Origin of the sequence: Sorangium sp. So ce426 (assembly GCF_051475585.1) — a bacterium.
Lineage (GTDB): Bacteria > Myxococcota_A > Polyangia > Polyangiales > Polyangiaceae > Sorangium > Sorangium cellulosum_B.
On record NZ_CP150341.1, the window covers coordinates 6,210,491 to 6,228,574 of the forward strand.

Genomic DNA, 18,084 nt, shown 5'->3' on the forward strand with positions numbered 1-18,084 from the left:
ACGCCTGCCTCGCACCGAGCGAGCCCGCGCCGCCAGCGCCAGGAAGAAGCATCAGCCCGACGTTCCTGCCTGGTCATCTCCCTCTCCCGCACGTTGGTTTCCCTTGGCTCGGCGCGCCGAACCCTCAGGATGCGCCGGCGGTCGCGCCCTCCAGCGCCTCCGGTGCCGCGATCCAGGCGGCGAGCCGCACCTCGTCCTGCGGCGGCGCGCCCAGGACGACGACGAGGAACGGGCCGTTGCAGACGAAGGGGCGCTCGTACGCATCGCCGCGCCCGAGGGTGATCGGCCCGGGCCCGATCGGCGGGAGCGCGTCCCAGCCCAGGCGGAAGCGAACCACATGGCGGGCGTCGCCGATCCGGCGGCCATCCCCGTCCGCGAGCGGCTTGCCGATGAGCTCCTCATGAGCGCGGATCGCGCACAGATCGAGCGGGGGGATCCTCAGCGCACAGCTCCCATCGAAAGGCTTCTGTCCGAACCATCTCCGGAGCCAGCTCCGCGACCTCCGCACGGACGCGACGACCTCCGCGACAGCCGCCCCGAGCGTCGCAGGGCGCGGGCATCGCGCGACCACGACCCGCTCATCGTCCTTGGCGTCGATCTCGATCACGAAGTCGTCGAGGCCGCGGTGACGATGCACCAGGAGCTGCGCCGCGGCCATCGACCTCGTCACATCGTCGACATCCTTCCAGAGGCCGAAGACAGGCACGACGTGCTCGCCGAAGCGGATGGCCTCCAGCTGGCTGGCGAAGGGCGATACGAACGACGGACGCACGAACGAGAATGCGTACGCCCCGAGGGCGTCACCCGGCGCGCTCTCCGGCAGGGCGCCCTCGGGGACGGGGCCGAACCGACGCGCGATCTCCTGCTCGATGTCCCGGAGCGCTTCTCCTGCGGGGCCGACGCGCGTGACCGACCAGGGCGACCCGCTGGCGTGGGGCACGGGGAACGCCTCTCCCGCTCGCTCCTCGAAGGGAAAGTCTGGCGAAAAGAGCAGGTTCAGGTCTGGAACGATGGGGGACGAGAGCGACGGCACGAGCACGGTCGCAGGGCTCATCGTGGGCATGAGGTCCTCTGGTCCTGGAAGGAGGCGGATAGTATACCGCTCCCCTCCGCCTCCCCTCCTCGCCGCGCCCGCGACGACCATGGACCGAGCCATGCCGCTGCCCGACTTCCTCCCTGCGCTGCTTCGTCCGGAGCTCGCCGAGCTCCACGCCTACACCCCGGTCGCGGGGCATTTCCCTGTGCGCCTCGACGCCAACGAGAGCCCGCCGCTGCTCTCGGCCGAGGCGCGGGCGGCCCTCGCGCGCGCCGCGGCGCCCGAGGACTGGGGCCGCTACCCCGACGCGCGCGCCCTCGATCTCCGCGAGGCCATCGCCGCCCACTGCGGCGCCGAGCCCGACGAGATCGTGGCCGGCGTCGGCTCCGACGAGGTGATCTCGATCGTGCTCACCGCGCTCAGCCGCCCGCGGCAGGGCGCGGACGCGGCGAGCGTCGTCACGGTCAGCCCCACGTTCGTCATGTACAAGCTGAGCGCGCGCGCGCGCGGGATGCGCGTCGTCGAGGTCCCGCTCGACGCCGGCTGGGATCTCGACGTGGCGGGCCTCCGGCGCGCCGTCGATTTCGCGCGCCCCAACGTCGTCTTCATCGCCTCGCCCAACAACCCGACGGGCGCGCTCATGTCGGAGGACCGCCTCGAGGCGGTCGTCGCCGCGGCGAGCGACGCCCTCGTGATCGTCGACGAGGCGTACATCGACTTTGCCCCGCGCGACCAGCTCGCCCTCCTGCGCAAGCACCCGAACGTCGCCGTGCTGCGGACGCTCTCGAAGATCGGCCTCGCGTCGCTGCGGATCGGCTGGCTCATCGGCGCCCGGGAGCTCGTGGCCGAGCTCGACAAGGTCCGCCAGCCCTACAACCTGCCCACCCCGTCGCTGCGCGCGGCCGCCTTCGCGCTGCGGGAGCTCGGCGGCGAGCTCCGCCGCGCCGCCGCCGCCGTGACGGCCGAGCGCGAGCGCCTCGCGGCCGGGCTCGCCGAGCTCGGCCTCTCGGTCGCGCCGAGCCACGCCAACTTCCTCTGGATCGGCACGCGCCGCCCTGCCGGCGAGGTCTTCGAGGCGCTCGCGGCGCGCGGCGTCCTCGTGCGCAGCTTCCACGCGGCCGGCGGGCGCCTCGCGCACCGGCTCCGCATCACCGTCGGCCTCCCGGAGGAGAACGATCGCCTCCTCGCCGAGATCGCCGCGTGCGCGTAGCCGTGCCGCTCTCCGCCGCGCGGCGCGCGCCGCGCGTGTTCCTCGCGACGCTCGCGGGGCTCGCCGCATTGACGGCGTTGACGGCATTGACGGCATTGACGGCATTGACGTCCATTGCCGGCTGCGCCGCGCCCCGGGTCGCGCGCTCGATCGACGGCCAGATCATCGAGGGGCGTACCATCGCGGCGCACGCCTATGCGCTGTATGCGATCGGCGCCGAGGCCGAGGCGCGCGGCGATCTCGCGACGGCGCTGGAGGCGTACGAGCTGGCGGAGGACGGAGACCCCGACAGCGCGGACATCTGGACGCGTATCGGGTCCGTGCGCTGCCGGCTCGGGCGCGGGGAGGCGGCGGGCGCCGCCTTCGATCGGGCCCGCGCGATCGAGCCCGACTACGAGCCGGCCTACCGCGAGCAGGCGCGCTGCGATCTCTCGGCGGGGCGGCTCGAGGCGGCGCTCGGGCGGATCGATCGGGCGATCCTGCTCGATCCGGATCGTGACGACGGCGCCCTGCTCCGGGCCGAGATCTTGCGGCGGCTGGGCCGCACGGACGACGCGCGCCTCGCCTTGCGGGCGCTCGTGGTGCGGCGCCCCTGGTCGACGGAGGCGTGGCGCGCGCTGCACGCGGCGGCCGTCGAGGCGGGCGATCGCGCGGTGGCCGAGCAGGCTGCGCGGCGCCTGCGGGAGCTGGCTGCGCCGGGAGCGGCCGTCCTGGGGCGGCGGATGCCGTCAGGGGGGCGGCTGGCCGAGGTCGACGAGGCGCTCGTCCTGGGCCAGCTGCGCCGCGCCCGCCGCCTTGCGCGCGACGCGGACCTGACGCCCGCCGAGGTCGCGGTGCGCGCGGCCGCGCTGGGCCGCCTCGGCGAGGCCCGCGAGCAGGCCGAGCTCGTCTCGGCGGCCGATCCGGCGAGCGCCGAGGCGCTCGTGGCGCTCGCGGTGGCGGCCGATCTGAGCGGTGATCTCGACGCGCTGGCCCGGGCCTGCGACGCCCTCGACCTGCCCGCGGCGGCGGGCGGCCCGACGGTGGCCCCCTCGCGGCTCGCCCGGCTCCTCTTCGCCGAGCTGCTCTTCCGTCGCGTCGGCCGCGACGCCGCGCTCACCTGGCTCGGCCCGCCGCCGCCTGCGCTCGGCGCCCCGGACGCGCTGTCCCAGGAGGTCGAGCGGCGCGTCCACCGAGAGCTCATGGGCGGCGCACGCTGAGCTACACGGCGGGGGCACGCGCCTCGCCGTCATCACTCAAGGCGCGCGCTTGGTGTGCGGCTTCTCCTTGTACTTCTTGAGGTCGAAGTTGAGCTCGAAATCGAGCGTGTTCTCGCCCTCCTTGATCTCGATCTCCCTCTTCACGTCCTGATCGATGGCCGGCAGCAGGGCGGCGGTGAGCACCTTGCCCACGGGGATGCCCTTGATCTCGTACTTGCCGTCGAGCCCGGTCACGTCGTGGGTCGCGAACTTGAGCACGAAGACCTCGGCCTTGAGGAACGGCTTCGGCAGCTTGTCCACGAGGTGGTAGTAGCCTGGCTGCGGCGGGTAGAACTTCACCGGGTCGCCTTGCGGCACGGCGACGAGGACCGCCATGAAGGGGGCGCCCTCGAGGTTCGGCATGTACGGCTCCAGGGGATCGAGGTTCGCGACCTCGAGCCGCTGGCCGTAGGTCATGACCACCGTCCGCTTCGAGAACGCGCACCCGTGGATGGTCACCTTCTCCGCCTCTTCGCGTTCCGGCACGTAGCCGCTGTAGTTGACGACGGTGACGAGCGCGTCGGCGACCCCGTTCTGCTGTCCCACGCGGAACAGCCGCCCGTAGGTCGCGGCGGCCTCACCGCACTTGCCGATGGGGAAGCTGAGCCCTGTATCGGGCGGCGGGTCGCCCTTGATGGTGACGCGTCCTCGCAGCGTCCCCGTGGGCCCGCTGTACGGCGCCCGCCGCTTCGGGTTCATCACCTTCGCGACGTCCTCGGACGTCAGCGAGATCTCGCGCGCCTCGCCCGCCCCGGCCTGCGCGCTCCCCGCCGCCGCAGCGCTCCCCGCGACCACCGGCGCCGCGCTCCCCGCGACCACCGGCGCCGTGCTCCCCGCCGGTGTCGCGCTCCCTGCGGTTGCGCCGCCGCTCGCGTTCCCTCCCTGACACCCGAGCGCCCCGAGCAGCGCCACGCACGCCGCTCGCATCCTCGCATCGCCCGCTCTTCTCTGCAGCTTCTCGCCGGTTCGCATCGGCGCCGACTTTAGCAACTCGCGCGCCCCGCGCAGCACCCCGGTTTCACGGCCGAACGAAGCGCGAGCGCCTCGATCGCCAGCGCTCCGTTGCCACACGAGTTGGCAGCCCTGTTCCAGACCCGCACCCGCGTTGCCGAGCGGGGGTCCACCCGCACAGGAGACGGGCCCAGATCGGCGTTTTCGGCGCGCAAGCGCACTCCTGTGCGCTGAGCACCGAAAACGTCGAGGTGGGCCCGTATCCGAAGCGGGTGGCCCCCCGCTCTAGCGGGAGGCGAGGACGGCGCGGACTGCGATCCCGAGCGAGGTCGTCGGCCAGATGCCGAGGACCATCACGAGCACCGCGGACACCACCAGGGCCGCGTTGACGTAGCCCGAGCGCATCGGCCGCGCGATCGGAGCGCCCGGGGCCGGCTCGCGCATGTACATGTACACGAGCACCCGCAGGTAATAGTAGGCCGACAGCACGCTGTTGAGGAGCAGCGCCACGGACAGCGTGTACAGCTCCGCGCCCATCGCCGCCTTGACGATGTAGAGCTTGCCGAAGAAGCCCGCGGTCGGCGGCACGCCGGCCAGCGACAGCAGGAAGAGCGAGAACGCGAGCGCCGCTACCGGGTGCCGCTTGCCGATGCCGGAGAGGTCCTCGTAGCTCACCGCCTCGGCCCCACGGCTGCCGCAGAGGATGAGCGTCCCGAAGGCGCCGACCGTCGAGACGGTGTAGGCGAGCAGGTAGAACATCACGCTCGCCTGCGCGTCCTCGCTCGCCCGCACCGTCGCCGCCACGCCCACGAGCAGGTACCCGGCGTGCGCGATGCTCGAGTACGCGAGCATGCGCTTCACCGACTCCTGCCGGCCCGCGATGAGGTTCGCGACCGTCATCGTGAGCAGCGCCATCACCGCCACGGCCGGCGGCCAGCCCGCGGCCCACGACGAGAGCGCCGGGCCACCGAACGCCCCGAGCAGCACCCGCAGGAGCGTCGCGAACGCCGCGCCCTTCACCGCCACCGCCATGAACGTCGTGGCCGGCGTCGGCGCGCCCTCGTACGCGTCCGGCGTCCACATGTGGAACGGCACCGCGCTCACCTTGAACGCGAGCCCGACGAGCACCAGCGCCGCCCCGATGAGCAGCAGCGCCGGGTTCGGCGCCGCCGCCCCCTTCGCGCCCGCGATGGCCTCGCCGATCCCCGCGAGGTCGGTGTGCCCCGTCGCCCCGTAGATCAGCGCGCCGCCGTACAGCAGCAGCGCCGCCGCGAACGAGCCGAGCAGGAAGTACTTGATCGCCGCCTCGGTGCTCCGCGGCGACGTCCGGCGGAACCCGGTCAGCGCGTACGCCCCGAGCGACATCGTCTCCAGGCCGAGGAAGAGCGTCAGCAGATCCCCCGCGCCGGCGAGGATGATCGCCCCGACCGTCGAGAAGGTCAGCAGCGGATAGAACTCCCCGCGATCGAGCCGGTGCTCCGGGAGGTACCCCCCGGCGAGCAGCGCCGCCAGCGCGCCGCCCAGGCAGAGCACGAAGGAGAAGAACAGCGTGAACCGGTCCATGACCAGGTACGGGGCGAGCGAGTCGAACCCCTCCAGCGTCTCGGGGCCGACGAACCCGACAGCGCCCGAGAACACCGCCCCGGCGAGGAGCGTGATCGCGGTCCCGAGCGCCATGTCGGACGAGGGGCCCGAGCGGCGATCGTGCGACTCCTCGCGGCGGTGCGAGAACGCCTCCGCGAGCATCAGCAGCGCGCCGCCGAGCGAGACGACGATGAGCGGCGATACAGCGATGTACGGTCCGAGGATCATCGCGCCGCCTCCCCCGCGCGCGCCGCGAGCGCGCCGTTTCCTCCGCGCGCGCCCCGATCGCGCCGAGCCTGCTCGTCTTCACCCGCCCCCGCCGCGCCCTCACCGGAGCCCTGCGAGGGGGCCCCCTTCAGGAAGGCGGGGGAGAACGTGTCCTCGGGCAGGAGCTTCGCGTTCCGTTCGTCCGCGAAGAGGATCGCCTGCCCGGAGACGACCTTGAACTGGTTGTAAGTAGACAGGACCGACTCCTTCATCCGATCGAGGAAGATCGCAGGGAACAGGCCGATCACGAAGATCATGAGGATCAGGGGCGCGAGCGCGAGGCCCTCGCGGGGCGTCACGTCGGGCAGGTGCTTGTTCTTCGGGTTCGTGAGCGGCCCGAAGAACATCTTCTGCACCACGCTCAGCATGTAGACGGCGGCGAGGATGACGCCCGCCGCGGCGCCGATCGTGTGGATCCCGCTGAACGTCCCGAGGCGCTCGGAGGCGTAGGTCCCCATGATGATCATGAACTCGCCGATGAACCCGTTCGTGCCGGGCACGCCGACGGAGGCGAACGTCACGATCAGGAAGAGCGTCGCGTAGACCGGCATCACCTTGGCCAGGCCGCCGAACTCCGAGACCTCCCGGGTGTGCCGGCGGTCGTAGATCACGCCGACGAGGAGGAAGAGCGCGCCGGTGGAGACGCCGTGGTTCACCATCTGGATCACCGCGCCCTGGATCCCGCTCGGCGTGACGCCGAAGAGCCCGAGCATCACGTAGCCCAGGTGGGCGACCGACGAGTACGCCACGAGGCGCTTCACGTCGGACTGCTTCCAGGCGACGAGCGCGCCGTAGATCACCCCGCCGAGGATCGCGATGCCGGCCAGGTTGGCCGCGAGGCTGGAGGCCGGGCCGGGGAACAGGCCCATCGAGAAGCGCAGGTACGCGTACGTCCCGATCTTCAGCATCACCGCGGCCAGGATCACCGAGCCGCCGGTCGGCGCCTGCACGTGGGCGTCCGGCAGCCACGTGTGCACCGGCCACATCGGCACCTTGATGAAGAACGCGATCGAGAACGCCCAGAAGCAGAGCATCTGCGCGCCCCGGGGCAGCACGACGCGCGACAGCGCCAGGTAATCGAACGTGTAGGCGCCCGTGAGCTTCTGGTTCGCCCACACGAGGTACACGATGCCCGCGAGCATCAGCATCGAGCCCGCCATCGTGTAGACGAAGAGCTTGATCGCCGCCTTGATCTTCTCGACGCCGCCCCAGATGCCGATCATCACGAACATCGGCACCAGCATCAGCTCCCAGAAGAGGAAGAACAGGAACAGGTCGAGCGCGACGAACGCGCCGAGCATCGCCCCCTGCAGGAACAGGAGGCAGAAGCAGAGCTCCTTGATCCGGCTCTTGATCGAGCCGAACGACGCGTACGCCGCGATGGGCGCGACGAACGTCGTCAGCAGGACGAGCCAGAGGCTGATGCCGTCGATGGCGACGTGCCACCGGATGCCCAGCGCAGGGATCCACTCCTTGATCGACTGGAAGTGCCAGCCCTCGGTCATCGGCACGGTGAGCAGCCACAGCGAGGCGAGGAAGCCCGCGCCGAGCACGGCCAGCGTGAAGCCCCGGAGCACCGAGAGCAGCTGCCGCGGCATGAACAGCACGGCGGCGGCGCCCACGAAGGGCAGCCCGATGAGCACGTTGAGCAGCGACGACCACTCGTCTGTCGCTCCCGCCGCCTCCGCCGCGGCGCCGGACGGCCAGAGCCACTGCACGAAGAGCACCGTGAGCGCCGCGATGAGCCCGAGGCCAGCCCGCTGCCACGGGGTGTACCCCGCGGCGGCGTGGGCCTCGCCGTGCTCGTCGCCGTGGTGGTCGTCGCCGTGGTGGTCGTCACCGTGGCCGCCGTGGTGATCGTCGCCGGCGTGGGCGCCGCCGGCGCCCTGCGCGTCGCCCGGCGGGAGGATCGCCCCCACGACGCCGGCTGCGAGCGCCGGCCAGTACTGCGTTACGAGGTCGAGCGCGCTCATTGCAGGCCTCTCGGCTGGATCAGGTCATGGATCTGCTCCGCCGGGGTCGCCCCCGAGGGCAGCGCGGGCACGTCCGGGCCCAGCATGGTGGTCGGGCCCGCGGGGGCCTTGCGCCCCGTCGGCCTGGAGAACGAGAAGGTCTCGGTCGCCTCGCGGTCGAACGCGTTGCGCACGCGGAGGACGACGTCCTTGGTCTCGCCGGGCTCGAGCTTCACCGTGACGTCGGCCGCCTCGGAGAAGTCGCGCGCCGGCAGGCCGGGCGCCTCCCAGCGGTACCGGTAGCCGAGCCCCGGCGCGGCCGAGAGCCTCACCTCGCCGGACCGGCGCAGCTCCGCGTCGTCGACGTTCGCGTCCGCGTGCGGCTTGACGAGGAACCAGCCGACGCCGGCGAGGCCGATGACCATCGACGCGGCGTAGACCTGCACGCGGCCCGTCTGGAGCGCGCGCAGCACCGTGCCGAAGAACCCGACAAGCGCCGCGGAGAGCTTCGCGATGATGCCGTCGATGATCCACTTGTCGGCCATCGTGAAGATGTCGGCGATCGCGTCGACCATGCCCACCACCGTGGCGTTGTAGAGCTCGTCGATCCGCCACTTGTCGTAGATGAGCCGGTAGAGCCCCGGGAAGCCCTCGGCGAAGCGCCGCTCGGGCTCGCCGCGCTTGTTCCAGTACACGAGCATCGCCAGGCCGATGCCGGTGAAGCAGGCCGCGACGCCGGGCAGCATCATCGGGAAGAGCAGCCCCTCCACCCCCTCGCGCGCCTTCACCGCCCGCTCCGTCAGGGAGAAGACCGGCTCGAGCAGGTGCGCGAGCGGCGCGAACGCGTGGTTGTGGGTGAGGTGCACGAGCGGCTCCGCCATGAGGAAGCCGGCGAAGACCGACAGCGCCCCGAGCACGATCAGCGGGATCGTCATCGGCAGCGGCGACTCGTGCGGCTCCGGGCCCTCGAGCTTCTCGCCGTGCGCGTGCCCGTGGTGATCGTCGTGGTGGCCGTGCGGGTGCGGGTCCTTCCAGCCGCGCACGATCGTCCAGCCGCGGAACTCGCCGTGGAACGTCTGGAAGTACGCGCGGAACATGTAGAACGCGGTCATCGTCGCGGCCAGGATCCCGACCCAGTAGATCGCCGGGCCGAGCCACTCGGGCCACTGCCACACCGGCTGCCCGCGCGTCGAGACGGACGCGATCCGGCCGGAGAAGGCGCGCCACAGGATCTCGTCCTTCGACCAGAACCCGGCGAACCCGGGGAAGCCCGCGATCGAGAGGCACGCGAGGAGGAAGGTCCAGCGCGTGAGCGGCATGTAGTTCTTGAGGCCGCCCATGTTGCGCATGTCCTGGGACTGGTCGGTGTCGTGGATGCGGGCGTGCATCGCGTGGATCACCGAGCCGGCGCCGAGGAAGAGGCAGGCCTTGAAGAAGGCGTGCGTGAGGACGTGGAAGAAGCCGGCGGCGAACGCGCCGACGCCCACGCCGATGAACATGAACCCGAGCTGGCTCACCGTGGAGTAGGCGAGCACCTTCTTCAGGTCGTTCTGGAAGAGCCCGATCGAGGCCGCGAACAGCGCCGTGGCCACGCCGGTCACCGCGACGACCGCCATCGCGAACGGCGACAGCACGAACACCGCCGAGAGCCGGGCCACGAGGTAGACGCCCGCGGTCACCATCGTCGCGGCGTGGATGAGGGCGGAGACCGGCGTCGGGCCGGCCATCGCGTCGGGCAGCCAGACGTAGAGCGGGATCTGCGCGCTCTTGCCGGCGCAGCCGAGGAACAGCGCGAGCGCGGCCAGCGTCCCCGCGTACACGAGCACGGGCTGCGACGGGATGAGGAAGCTCAGGAAGCCGGGCACGGTGTCGGCCGACATGTTGCCGATCGGCCAGATCTTCACCGCGGCGAGCAGGTTGCCCGCGTTCGCCGCGATGCCGTCGAAGTTCAGCGTGCCCGTGTAGTAGGCGAGCATCGCCATCGCCACGAGGAGGCCGAAGTCGCCGATGCGGTTCACGACGAACGCCTTCTTGCCGGCGCTCGCGTTCTTGTCGTCCTTGAACCAGAACCCGATCAGCAGGTAGCTGCACATGCCGACGCCCTCCCATCCCACGAAGAGGACGGCGAGGTTGTCGCCCATGATCAGCACGAGCATCGAGAAGATGAAGAGGTTCAGGTACGCGAAGAACCGGTAGTACCCCGGGTCCTCGCGCATGTACGCGGACGAGTAGAGGTGGATGAGGAAGCCGACGCCGGTGACGACGAGGATCATCGTCCCGCTCAGGCCGTCGACGCTGAAGGCGACGTCGATCGGGATCGACTGGCCCATCCGGCCGGTGATCGAGAACCAGCGCCAGGCCGTCCAGGTGAGCTTGCCGCCCTCGTGCGGCAGCATCAGGAACGTCGTGACGGCCGCCAGGAAGGCGCCGCCGAGCGCGGCGAGCGCCATCAGCCGGACCGCGTCCTTGCCGAGGCGCTTGCCGAAGAGGCCGTTCACGAACGCGCCGAGCGCCGGCAGGCCGAGGATGACCGCGAGCAGCGCGAACTCGGACGCGGGGAATAAGACTCTCAGGGCTTCCACGCTAACTCCTCAGGAGATCGGCGTCGTCCGAGCGCATCGTCTTCCGGATGCGGTAGAACGCGAGCACGATCGCGAGACCGACTGCGGCTTCCGCCGCCGCGATGGCGATGACGAAGAAGGTGAAGATCTGCCCGGCGTGATCGTGCGGGTGCACCCGGTTGTACGCGACGAGCGTGAGGTTCACGGCGTTGAGCATCAGCTCGATGCTCATCAGGAGGACCAGGAGGTTCCTGCGCAGCAGGAAGCCGATCGACCCGATCACGAACAGCACCGCCGCGACGACGAGGTAGTACTCGATGGGGACGGAGATCATCAGCGCGGCTCCTTCGCCGACAGGGTGGCGTGTCCCGCGAGGGCGCCCGGCTGCGCGGCCCCCTGATCGCCCGGCTCGGGCGGCGCGGTGTCCGGGCCTTCGCCGGCGGGCAGCAGCGTCGGGTCGACCTGCTTGCCGCGGGCGACGGCGACGGCGCCGATCACGGCGACGAGGAGCAGCGCGCCCGAGAGCTCGAACGGCACGATCCCCTTCGTGAAGAGCTCGTGCCCGAGCGCCTCGATGGTCCCGAGCGACTCGGGGGCGGCCGGGACGGCCACGACCCCGGGCTTCGACGCGCTCGCGACCAGGGCGAGCGCGCCGACGCTGCTCGCCCCGAGGACGCCGGCGCCCACGTAGCGCGGCACCGCGGTGCGGGCGTCGCGCGGCGACGTCGCCGACGGGCCGAGGAGCATGATCACGAAGAGGAAGAGGATGACGATCGCGCCCGCGTACACGAGGATCTGGATCGCGGCGAGGAACTCCGCCGAGAGCATCAGGTAGAGCCCCGCGATGCCGACGATCGACGTGAGCAGGCCCATCGCGCCGCGGATCGGGTTCCTGGCCGCGACCGTGGCCAGGCCGCCGAGCAGGACGAGCAGCGACGCCAGCCCGAAGAAGGCGAACTCGAAGATTTTCACGGCGTAAGCACCCCTGTCGACGAGCGGCCCTTGGTCTGGATGTACGCCTCGAACTCCTTGCGGAACTTCCGGAGGAAGCCGAGCGCGGGCATCGCCGTGCCCTCGCCGAAGGCGCAGATGGTGTTGCCCATGATGTTGTCGGCGATCTCGTGCAGCCGATCGAGCTCCTCGATCGTCCCCTCGCCGTGCACGATGCGATCGAGGATCCGGTGGATCCAGGCGCTGCCCTCGCGGCACGGCGTGCACTGGCCGCACGACTCGTGGCGGTAGAAGCGCATCAGGTTGTGCATCGCGAGGACGGGGCACGCCTTGTCGCTGAGCACGATGGCGCAGCAGGTCCCGAGCATCGTCCCGAGCGCGCGGAACGTGTCCACGCCGAGCGGCACGTCGAGCACGCTCTGGCCGTGCCACGGGTGGAGCGGCGACTTGTCGCTCGGCGCGTTGACGACCTCGTCGGCGCGCAGGATCGGGCACGACGAGCCGCCCGGGATGACCGCGAGGAGCTTGCCGTGCTTCACGCCGCCGCCGTACTCGTAGATGAGGTCGCGGAGCGTGACCCCGACGGCGGCCTCGAAGATCCCGGGGTTGTTCACGTGGCCGCTCACGCCGAAGAGCCGGCAGCCGCCGTCCTTCAGGTGGTGCAGCGAGGAGAGCTTCGAGAAGTTCTCCCCCCCGAGCTCGAGCGCCGTGGGCACGGCCGCGATCGTCTCCAGGTTGTTCACGGTCGTCGGCATCCCGAACGCGCCGAACTGGGCGGGGAACGGCGGCTTGAGCCGCGGCTCGCCGCGCTTGCCCTCGAGCGAGTTGAGGAGCGACGTCTCCTCGCCGCAGATGTACGCGCCGGCGCCGGTGTGGACGTAGACCTCGACGGGGTAGTCGATCCCGAACGGGCGCTTGCCGAGGTAGCCCTTCGCGCGCGCCTCCTCGATCGCCCCCCAGAGCCGCGCCTTCGAGAGGTGCAGCTCGTCGCGCACGTAGATGTACGCGGCGTGGGCGCCGATCCCGAAGCACCCGATGATGCACCCCTCGACGACGGCGTGAGGGTTCTTCTCCATCAGGGTGCGGTCCTTGAAGGTGCCGGGCTCGCCCTCGTCCGCGTTGATGACGAGGTAGTGCGGCCGCTCGGGCTTCGGGGGCCACGGCATGAAGCTCCACTTCACGCCCATCGCGAAGCCCGCGCCGCCGCGGCCGCGGATGTTCGCCGCCTTCATCTCCTCGACGAGCGCCTCGCGCGTCATCCCGAGGGCGCGCTTCGCCTGCTGGTAGCCGCCGCCCTTCTCGTAGACGGACAGCCTGTGGCCGTCGGGCGTGTCGTAGTTCTTGGTCAGATAGCGCGTCAGCCGGAGCATCTCGTCACCTCGTCAACCGATCGAGGATCGCGTCCACCTTCTCGAGCGTGAGGCCCTCGTGGTAGTCGCGATCGACCTGCATCATCGGGGCGGTGCCGCACGAGGCGAGGCACTCTGCGGTGCGCAGCGTGATCTTCCCGTCCTTCGTGGTCTCGCCGGCGTGGATCCCGAGCCGCTTCTCGCAGTGGTGGAGCACCTGGTCCGCGCCGTTCAGCGCGCAGCTCAGCGTCCGGCACACCCAGACCTGGTGCTTGCCGACGGGCTCCTTGTTGAAGAGCGTGTAGAAGGTCGCGACCCCCTGGACGTGCGCCGCCGAGAGGCCGAGCTGCTCGGCGACCCAGCGGAGCACCCGCTCGGACACCCACCCCTCCTGTTCCTGGCAGAGGTGGAGCACGGGGATGCACGCGGCCTGGCGGTTCGGGTAGCGCGCGAGGATCTTCTCGAACTCGGTTCGCCGCTCGGCGGTCAGAGCAAATTGTTCGGTCATGTCGGCTGTTGGCACGGTCCGCTGGCTCCCTGGGCGCGCCGCGCTCGCGGCGTGCCCGCTTCCACATGCAGTCGGGACCCCGCAACGCGGGTCCCTTTCAGCGAGGGTCCGCCCGGCAGACCGGGCGCACCCTCGTGCGCCTCCGATCTGGAGGCGCCTGCCGGAGGCGGACAGCCCCGCGCACCGGCGGCCGGGCATTCGGTTGTCCGTCGTACGGAGCCGTCCCGAGGCGCGGGCACGCTAGTGAGCGACGGTGGTCACTGTCAAGGCGCGCCGGGGGGGAAACATAAAGCGGACCACACAAACCCTGCCCCTGCCCAGAAACCGGACCTCTCCCCCCGAGGTGCCCGTCCCCTCGATCGTTCTCCTAGTCGTGGACGTGGACGTGGTCCTAAACGTCCCCCCTCCCTCCGCCTGGAGCACGTGGCCACGCGGTACTCCCTGGGTTTTCTGACGAAGACCGCGTAGCCTGCCGAGAAGTCCGCAGCGTTCTTCGTCTTTCACTTGAGAACCGGAACGCGCTTCAACTACCCTCGGCGCCCATTACGACGCGCAGGGGCGCGGACATCCGTAGCAGCGAACCCCCCGCCGGAGGTGGTGCGTGTTCTGTCCGAATTGTGGGACGCAAAACTCGGAAACGGCGTCCACGTGCACGAAGTGCGGCTACAACCTGAAGAGCGCAGCCGCGCCGAAGTTCAAGGGCACCATGCTGATGAGTCAGCCGTCCTCCGGGGCGGGCGCGGCGGGTCCGCGCGCGCCGGGGGCGCCTCCGCCTCCGGCGCCTCCTGCCGGAGCGCCGCCGGGCATGGCCGCGATCCCGAGCCCGCCGCAGGGCCTCGCGGGCACGGTGGTCGGCGTCCCGCCGGCGGGGCTCGGCGCTTCGGCGGGGCCTCCCCCTGCCCCGCCGCCTCCCGGGATGGGCTACGGCTCGCCGTCTCCCGGCGGACAGCAGCCGTCTGGCCCGGCCTTCGGCGGCGCGGCCGCGAGCCCGTCGGGCGGCTATGCGCCGTTCGGCCAGCAGCCCCAGGGCGTGAACCCGCTCGGCGGCACCATGGCGATCGACCAGCTGCCCGGGTACGGCGCTCCGGGCCAGCCGCCCGGCGGCATGGGCGGGGCCGCGGGCGCGCCGCCCGGCGCGTTTCCTCCGCCCGGCGGCTACGGGCAGCCCCCGCCCGGCGGCTACGGGCAGCCCCCGCAGGGCGGCCCGGGTGGGAATCCTTTCGGACCGCCTCCGGGCCAGGACCCGATGGGCGGCCCCGGCGGCGCGCCTCCCGGCTACGGGCAGCCGCCCGGTTACGGGCAGCCGCCTGGCTACGGGCAGCCGCCCGGCTACGGGCAGCCGCCTGGCGGCGCGCCTCCCGGCTACGGGCAGCCTCCGCAGCACGGCGCCAGCGGGTACGGGCCGCCTCCGGGCCAGGATCCGATGGGCGGCGGCTACGGCAGCCCCCCGGGCGGCAGCTACGGCAGCCCTCCGGGCGGCGGTTATGGCGGATCGCCGGCTGGCGGCTATGGCAGCCCTCCGGGCGGCGGCTACGGCGGGTCGCCCGGCGGCAGCTACGGCAGCCCTCCGGGCGTGAGCGATCCCGGCTACGGCGGGTCGCCCGGCGGCGCTCAGATGTCGGCGCCCGGCCAGTTCGGCCAGGCGGCCAGCAACCTGGGCGTGTACGGCGGCGGCGGCTCGATGGCCCCGGGCGCGAAGGGTGAGATCCGCAACCCGGTCACGGTGTGTGTGATCGGGATGGTCTGCTTCCTCTACGCCCTCTGGCAGATGTGGGCGATGCTGAACGAGCTCCAGCAGGCGACGAAGGACCCCGAGTTCAAGCCCTGGTACCTCTTCGTCCCGTTCCTCAACTACTACTTCCTCTGGGTGAAGGTGCCGGAGCAGGTGACCCGGGCCAAGCAGATGGCCGGCTCGCGCAACCAGCAGGCCGAGGGCATCGTGCTCTACGTCTTCCTCCCGCTCTACGCCCTCGCGAAGGACCTCAACGAGGTCTGGGACCCGAACGCCGCCTGACCCGCGCCGCGGTCCTCCGCCGTGTCGCCGTCCAGCTCGACCGAAGCCCGTTCGCCCGCTCCGTCGGCCCTGTCCCGATGGAGCGCGGCGCACGTGCGCGGCCGCGCTGCGCGCCTGGGCACGGCGGCGGCGGTGCTCGGGCTCCTCGTCGCGTGCGGCGCCCCGCTCTGCCCGTTCGCGATCGTCACCCGCCACCCTTGCCCCGGCTGCGGGCTCACGCGCGCGACGCTCGCCCTCGCGCAGGGCCACCTGGCCGACGCGCTGCGCCTCCACCCGCTCTCCCCGGTCATGGCGCCGCTCGTGATCGCCGCGCTCGCGTACAACGCGGCGATCTACGTGAAGGACGGCCGCATCGCGGCCGCCGAGGGGGTGCAGGGCGCGTGGATCACGCGGCTCGGCATCGCGCTGGCGGCCCTGATGCTCGCCGTCTGGATCGCGCGCTTCCTCGGCGCGTTCGGCGGCCCCGTGCCGGTCTAGCAGCTAGCAGCCGCGGACACGGAGCGCTTCGCCCCGGCGCCGTGAGACGGGGCGCAGGGCGCGCACGGCGTGGGCGCCGCGCCGGGGCCAGCCGCGCTCCGAGCGCGCGAGCGGGGCGCCCGCGGGCACGCCGACGCGCAGCAGCACCTCGTAAGCGCGCTCCAAGTCGCTGCCGATCACGTCGAGCTGCTCGTCCGTCAGGCCCCGCTTCGCCTTGGGGAACAGGATGTCCTCCTCCTCGTCGGCGTGGTGGGCGAAAATGTCCCGCAGGAGCCGGAGGCGCGCCTCGAAGCGCACATCGGTCACGCGCGTGCGCAGCAGGTTGTCCGCCGCGAAGCGCGCGAGGCCATGCTTCTCGTACGCGTCGTGGAGCGGCTTCCTGTCGCCGGCCATCCGCTCGGCACACACCGGGTAGAGGTACGTCTCCTCGATGCGTACGTGCGCGTCGATCATCCGGGAGAGCCGCGCGACCATCGCCGTCCGGAGGCCCGGGCTGGGCTCGGCGGCGATGCGCGCCATCAGGGCGCTGACTTCGAGATGCTGCTGCTCCAAGAGATCGAGTGCGTCCATGGGGTTCCCCTCGCGTGAAGCTCACCGCCCCGCGCCGCCGCGCTTGAGCAGCGCGTGCACAGCCCCGGATCGCGGTGCCGGGCGGCGCGGTGCAGGCGGCACCGTCGTGGCAAGGAGCGGGCCGGCGCCGGGGCGCGCGGAGCGCGGCCTTGGCTACACCGGCACGCCGGCGAGGGCGTCGCGCATCGCCGAGGCGCTGGGGAACCGGTGGTCGGGGTGCTTCGACAGGGCCCGCGCGAGCACCTCGTCGAGCACGCGCGGGACATCACGGCGCTCCCGCCGGAGGGGCACGGGCGCGGACCGCACGATCGCGACGAGCACGTCGAGATCGCCCCGGCCCCGGAAGGGGAGCTTGCCCGAGAGGGCGTAGTAGATGAGCAGCGCGGCCGCGAACAGGTCGCTCCGCTCGGTGATCGCGCGGCTCCGCATCGCCTGCTCCGGCGACATGAAGAGCAGCGTGCCGACGAGCGATCCGGGGCTGTCCGGCGTCACGCCGTCGCCCGTGTCGACGCCGGGCTCGTGCGCGAAGCCGAGATCGATGAGCTTGACCGTCGTCGCGCCCTCCCCTGCCCCGGCGCCCCGCGCCCCGGGGACGAGCAGGATGTTGCCGGGCTGGAGGTCGCGGTGGACGACCTTCGCCGCGTGCATCGCCGCGAGGCCGGCGAGGATCTGGTCCGCGAGGGCGAGCGCGCGGCCGATCGGCAAGGGGCCGCGCTTCCGGACCTCCTCGCTCAGCGTCACGCCGTCGAAGAGCGGCATCACGAAGAACGGCCGCCCGTCCTCGAGGCGCCCCTCGCCGAGCACGGGGCAGACGTTCGGGTGGTCGATGCGGCGGGCGAGCCGCACCTCGCGGGCGAACCGGCTCTCGATCCCGGAGTCCCCCGCGTGCACGCGCCGGAGCGCCTTGAGGGCGACCGGCTCCCCCGTCGCGGCGCGGCGGGCCGCGTACACCGCGCCCATCCCCCCCTCGGCGATGAGCCGCTCGATGTGCAGTCCGTGCTCTGTACGACCGACGAGCGGGTCGACGGCCAGCCGCCCACACGCCGGGGCCCCCGTGGTGATCCCGCCTACCGCCCCGGCGCCATGCCCCGGCGGGAGCCCCTTCGGCGCCCCCCGCTCGCGGCCCGCGTGGCGGACGATCCCGGAACGAGGCGGCAGCCGTCGCTCCTCGGCTGGACCGCGGCCCGGGTCGGCAGCGTCAGGCAACGCCTCAGCGATCACGGATCTCTCCCTGGCCGAACCGGAGGAGCAACGCAGTTGGGAGCCAGGATCCACGTAGAGAACCTCGTCGGAAATTACCTGACGAGTGTCCATGGACCAGGCCCGCCAAGCAAGCGGATTGGGTGCCGAAACGACCAACGTCGTGTGGGTGCACCTCCGGCTTATGTCCCGTTTCTACTCAGTTTTTGCCCGGAC

15 protein-coding genes and 1 pseudogene are annotated in these 18,084 nt (G+C 71.9%); 5 read left to right on the forward strand and 11 right to left on the reverse strand.

Annotated features, from left to right (window positions below):
- Positions 1-124 precede the first annotated feature (124 nt).
- Entirely contained in the window at positions 125-1,054 is a 930-nt protein-coding gene (locus tag WMF44_RS23000; protein WP_437301256.1) for a hypothetical protein, read from the reverse strand.
- Between the two features lie 88 nt (positions 1,055-1,142).
- Between WMF44_RS23000 and hisC the strand changes: the two genes are divergently transcribed.
- Positions 1,143-2,246, forward strand: coding sequence for a histidinol-phosphate transaminase (hisC, locus tag WMF44_RS23005; RefSeq protein ID WP_437301257.1), 1,104 nt, complete (start codon positions 1,143-1,145; stop codon positions 2,244-2,246).
- Positions 2,237-3,445, forward strand: coding sequence for a tetratricopeptide repeat protein (locus WMF44_RS23010; protein ID WP_437301258.1), 1,209 nt, complete (start codon positions 2,237-2,239; stop codon positions 3,443-3,445). The genes hisC and WMF44_RS23010 overlap by 10 nt, the downstream gene beginning before the upstream one ends.
- A 36-nt stretch (positions 3,446-3,481) precedes the next feature.
- On the opposite strand, the gene WMF44_RS23015 is transcribed toward WMF44_RS23010, so the two are convergent.
- From WMF44_RS23015 to nuoE, 8 genes are all read right to left on the reverse strand, one after another.
- Positions 3,482-4,456 carry a hypothetical protein gene (locus tag WMF44_RS23015; protein ID WP_437301259.1) on the reverse strand — a complete coding sequence of 325 codons (975 nt, stop codon included), beginning with the start codon at positions 4,454-4,456 and terminating at the stop codon, positions 3,482-3,484.
- A gap of 264 nt (positions 4,457-4,720) precedes the next feature.
- Positions 4,721-6,247, reverse strand: coding sequence for an NADH-quinone oxidoreductase subunit N (locus WMF44_RS23020; protein WP_437301260.1), 1,527 nt, complete (start codon positions 6,245-6,247; stop codon positions 4,721-4,723).
- A complete protein-coding gene (locus WMF44_RS23025) occupies positions 6,244-8,259 on the reverse strand; it encodes a complex I subunit 4 family protein (RefSeq protein ID WP_437301261.1) in 2,016 nt (671 codons plus the stop codon). The genes WMF44_RS23020 and WMF44_RS23025 overlap by 4 nt, the downstream gene beginning before the upstream one ends.
- Entirely contained in the window at positions 8,256-10,820 is a 2,565-nt protein-coding gene (gene nuoL, locus WMF44_RS23030; protein WP_437301262.1) for an NADH-quinone oxidoreductase subunit L, read from the reverse strand. The genes WMF44_RS23025 and nuoL overlap by 4 nt, the downstream gene beginning before the upstream one ends.
- Position 10,821: 1 nt before the next feature.
- A complete protein-coding gene (gene nuoK, locus WMF44_RS23035; RefSeq protein ID WP_272093012.1) occupies positions 10,822-11,133 on the reverse strand; it encodes an NADH-quinone oxidoreductase subunit NuoK in 312 nt (103 codons plus the stop codon).
- On the reverse strand, positions 11,133-11,771 hold the full coding sequence (locus WMF44_RS23040; RefSeq protein WP_437301263.1) for an NADH-quinone oxidoreductase subunit J family protein: 639 nt from the start codon (positions 11,769-11,771) through the stop codon (positions 11,133-11,135). Before WMF44_RS23040 ends, nuoK begins: the two co-directional genes overlap by 1 nt.
- A complete protein-coding gene (gene nuoF, locus WMF44_RS23045) occupies positions 11,768-13,120 on the reverse strand; it encodes an NADH-quinone oxidoreductase subunit NuoF (protein ID WP_437301264.1) in 1,353 nt (450 codons plus the stop codon). The genes WMF44_RS23040 and nuoF overlap by 4 nt, the downstream gene beginning before the upstream one ends.
- A gap of 4 nt (positions 13,121-13,124) precedes the next feature.
- A complete protein-coding gene (gene nuoE, locus WMF44_RS23050) occupies positions 13,125-13,607 on the reverse strand; it encodes an NADH-quinone oxidoreductase subunit NuoE (protein WP_044965469.1) in 483 nt (160 codons plus the stop codon).
- Positions 13,608-14,208: 601 nt separating this feature from the next.
- Here nuoE and WMF44_RS23055 point away from each other — a divergent pair.
- From WMF44_RS23055 to WMF44_RS23065, 3 genes and pseudogenes are all read left to right on the forward strand, one after another.
- A pseudogene (locus tag WMF44_RS23055) lies at positions 14,209-14,274 on the forward strand (zinc-ribbon domain-containing protein); the annotation flags it as partial.
- Positions 14,275-14,313: 39 nt separating this feature from the next.
- Complete coding sequence (locus WMF44_RS23060) at positions 14,314-15,621, forward strand: hypothetical protein (RefSeq protein ID WP_437301716.1); 1,308 nt, start codon at positions 14,314-14,316, stop codon at positions 15,619-15,621.
- A gap of 93 nt (positions 15,622-15,714) precedes the next feature.
- Positions 15,715-16,098 (forward strand): DUF2752 domain-containing protein, encoded by a 384-nt coding sequence (locus WMF44_RS23065; RefSeq protein WP_437301265.1) that lies wholly within the window; start codon positions 15,715-15,717, stop codon positions 16,096-16,098.
- Between the two features lie 3 nt (positions 16,099-16,101).
- Here the strand turns inward: WMF44_RS23065 and WMF44_RS23070 are convergent, their stop codons facing one another.
- Both WMF44_RS23070 and WMF44_RS23075 read right to left on the reverse strand, forming a co-directional pair.
- Positions 16,102-16,668, reverse strand: a complete 567-nt coding sequence (locus tag WMF44_RS23070) for a hemerythrin domain-containing protein (RefSeq protein ID WP_437301266.1) — start codon at positions 16,666-16,668, stop codon at positions 16,102-16,104.
- A gap of 153 nt (positions 16,669-16,821) precedes the next feature.
- Positions 16,822-17,889: a serine/threonine-protein kinase gene (locus tag WMF44_RS23075; protein ID WP_437301267.1), complete on the reverse strand. Its 1,068-nt coding sequence runs from the start codon at positions 17,887-17,889 to the stop codon at positions 16,822-16,824.
- Between the last annotated feature and the right edge of the window lie 195 nt (positions 17,890-18,084).

Coding starts and splice junctions, on each gene's coding strand:
- WMF44_RS23000 (WP_437301256.1), bottom strand. CDS start 1,054: ATGAGCCCTGCGACCGTGCTCGTGCCGTCGCTCTCGTCCCCCATCGTT.
- hisC (WP_437301257.1), top strand. CDS start 1,143: ATGGACCGAGCCATGCCGCTGCCCGACTTCCTCCCTGCGCTGCTTCGT.
- WMF44_RS23015 (WP_437301259.1), bottom strand. CDS start 4,456: ATGCGAACCGGCGAGAAGCTGCAGAGAAGAGCGGGCGATGCGAGGATG.
- WMF44_RS23020 (WP_437301260.1), bottom strand. CDS start 6,247: ATGATCCTCGGACCGTACATCGCTGTATCGCCGCTCATCGTCGTCTCG.
- WMF44_RS23025 (WP_437301261.1), bottom strand. CDS start 8,259: ATGAGCGCGCTCGACCTCGTAACGCAGTACTGGCCGGCGCTCGCAGCC.
- nuoK (WP_272093012.1), bottom strand. CDS start 11,133: ATGATCTCCGTCCCCATCGAGTACTACCTCGTCGTCGCGGCGGTGCTG.
- nuoF (WP_437301264.1), bottom strand. CDS start 13,120: ATGCTCCGGCTGACGCGCTATCTGACCAAGAACTACGACACGCCCGAC.
- nuoE (WP_044965469.1), bottom strand. CDS start 13,607: ATGACCGAACAATTTGCTCTGACCGCCGAGCGGCGAACCGAGTTCGAG.
- WMF44_RS23060 (WP_437301716.1), top strand. CDS start 14,314: ATGCTGATGAGTCAGCCGTCCTCCGGGGCGGGCGCGGCGGGTCCGCGC.
- WMF44_RS23070 (WP_437301266.1), bottom strand. CDS start 16,668: ATGGACGCACTCGATCTCTTGGAGCAGCAGCATCTCGAAGTCAGCGCC.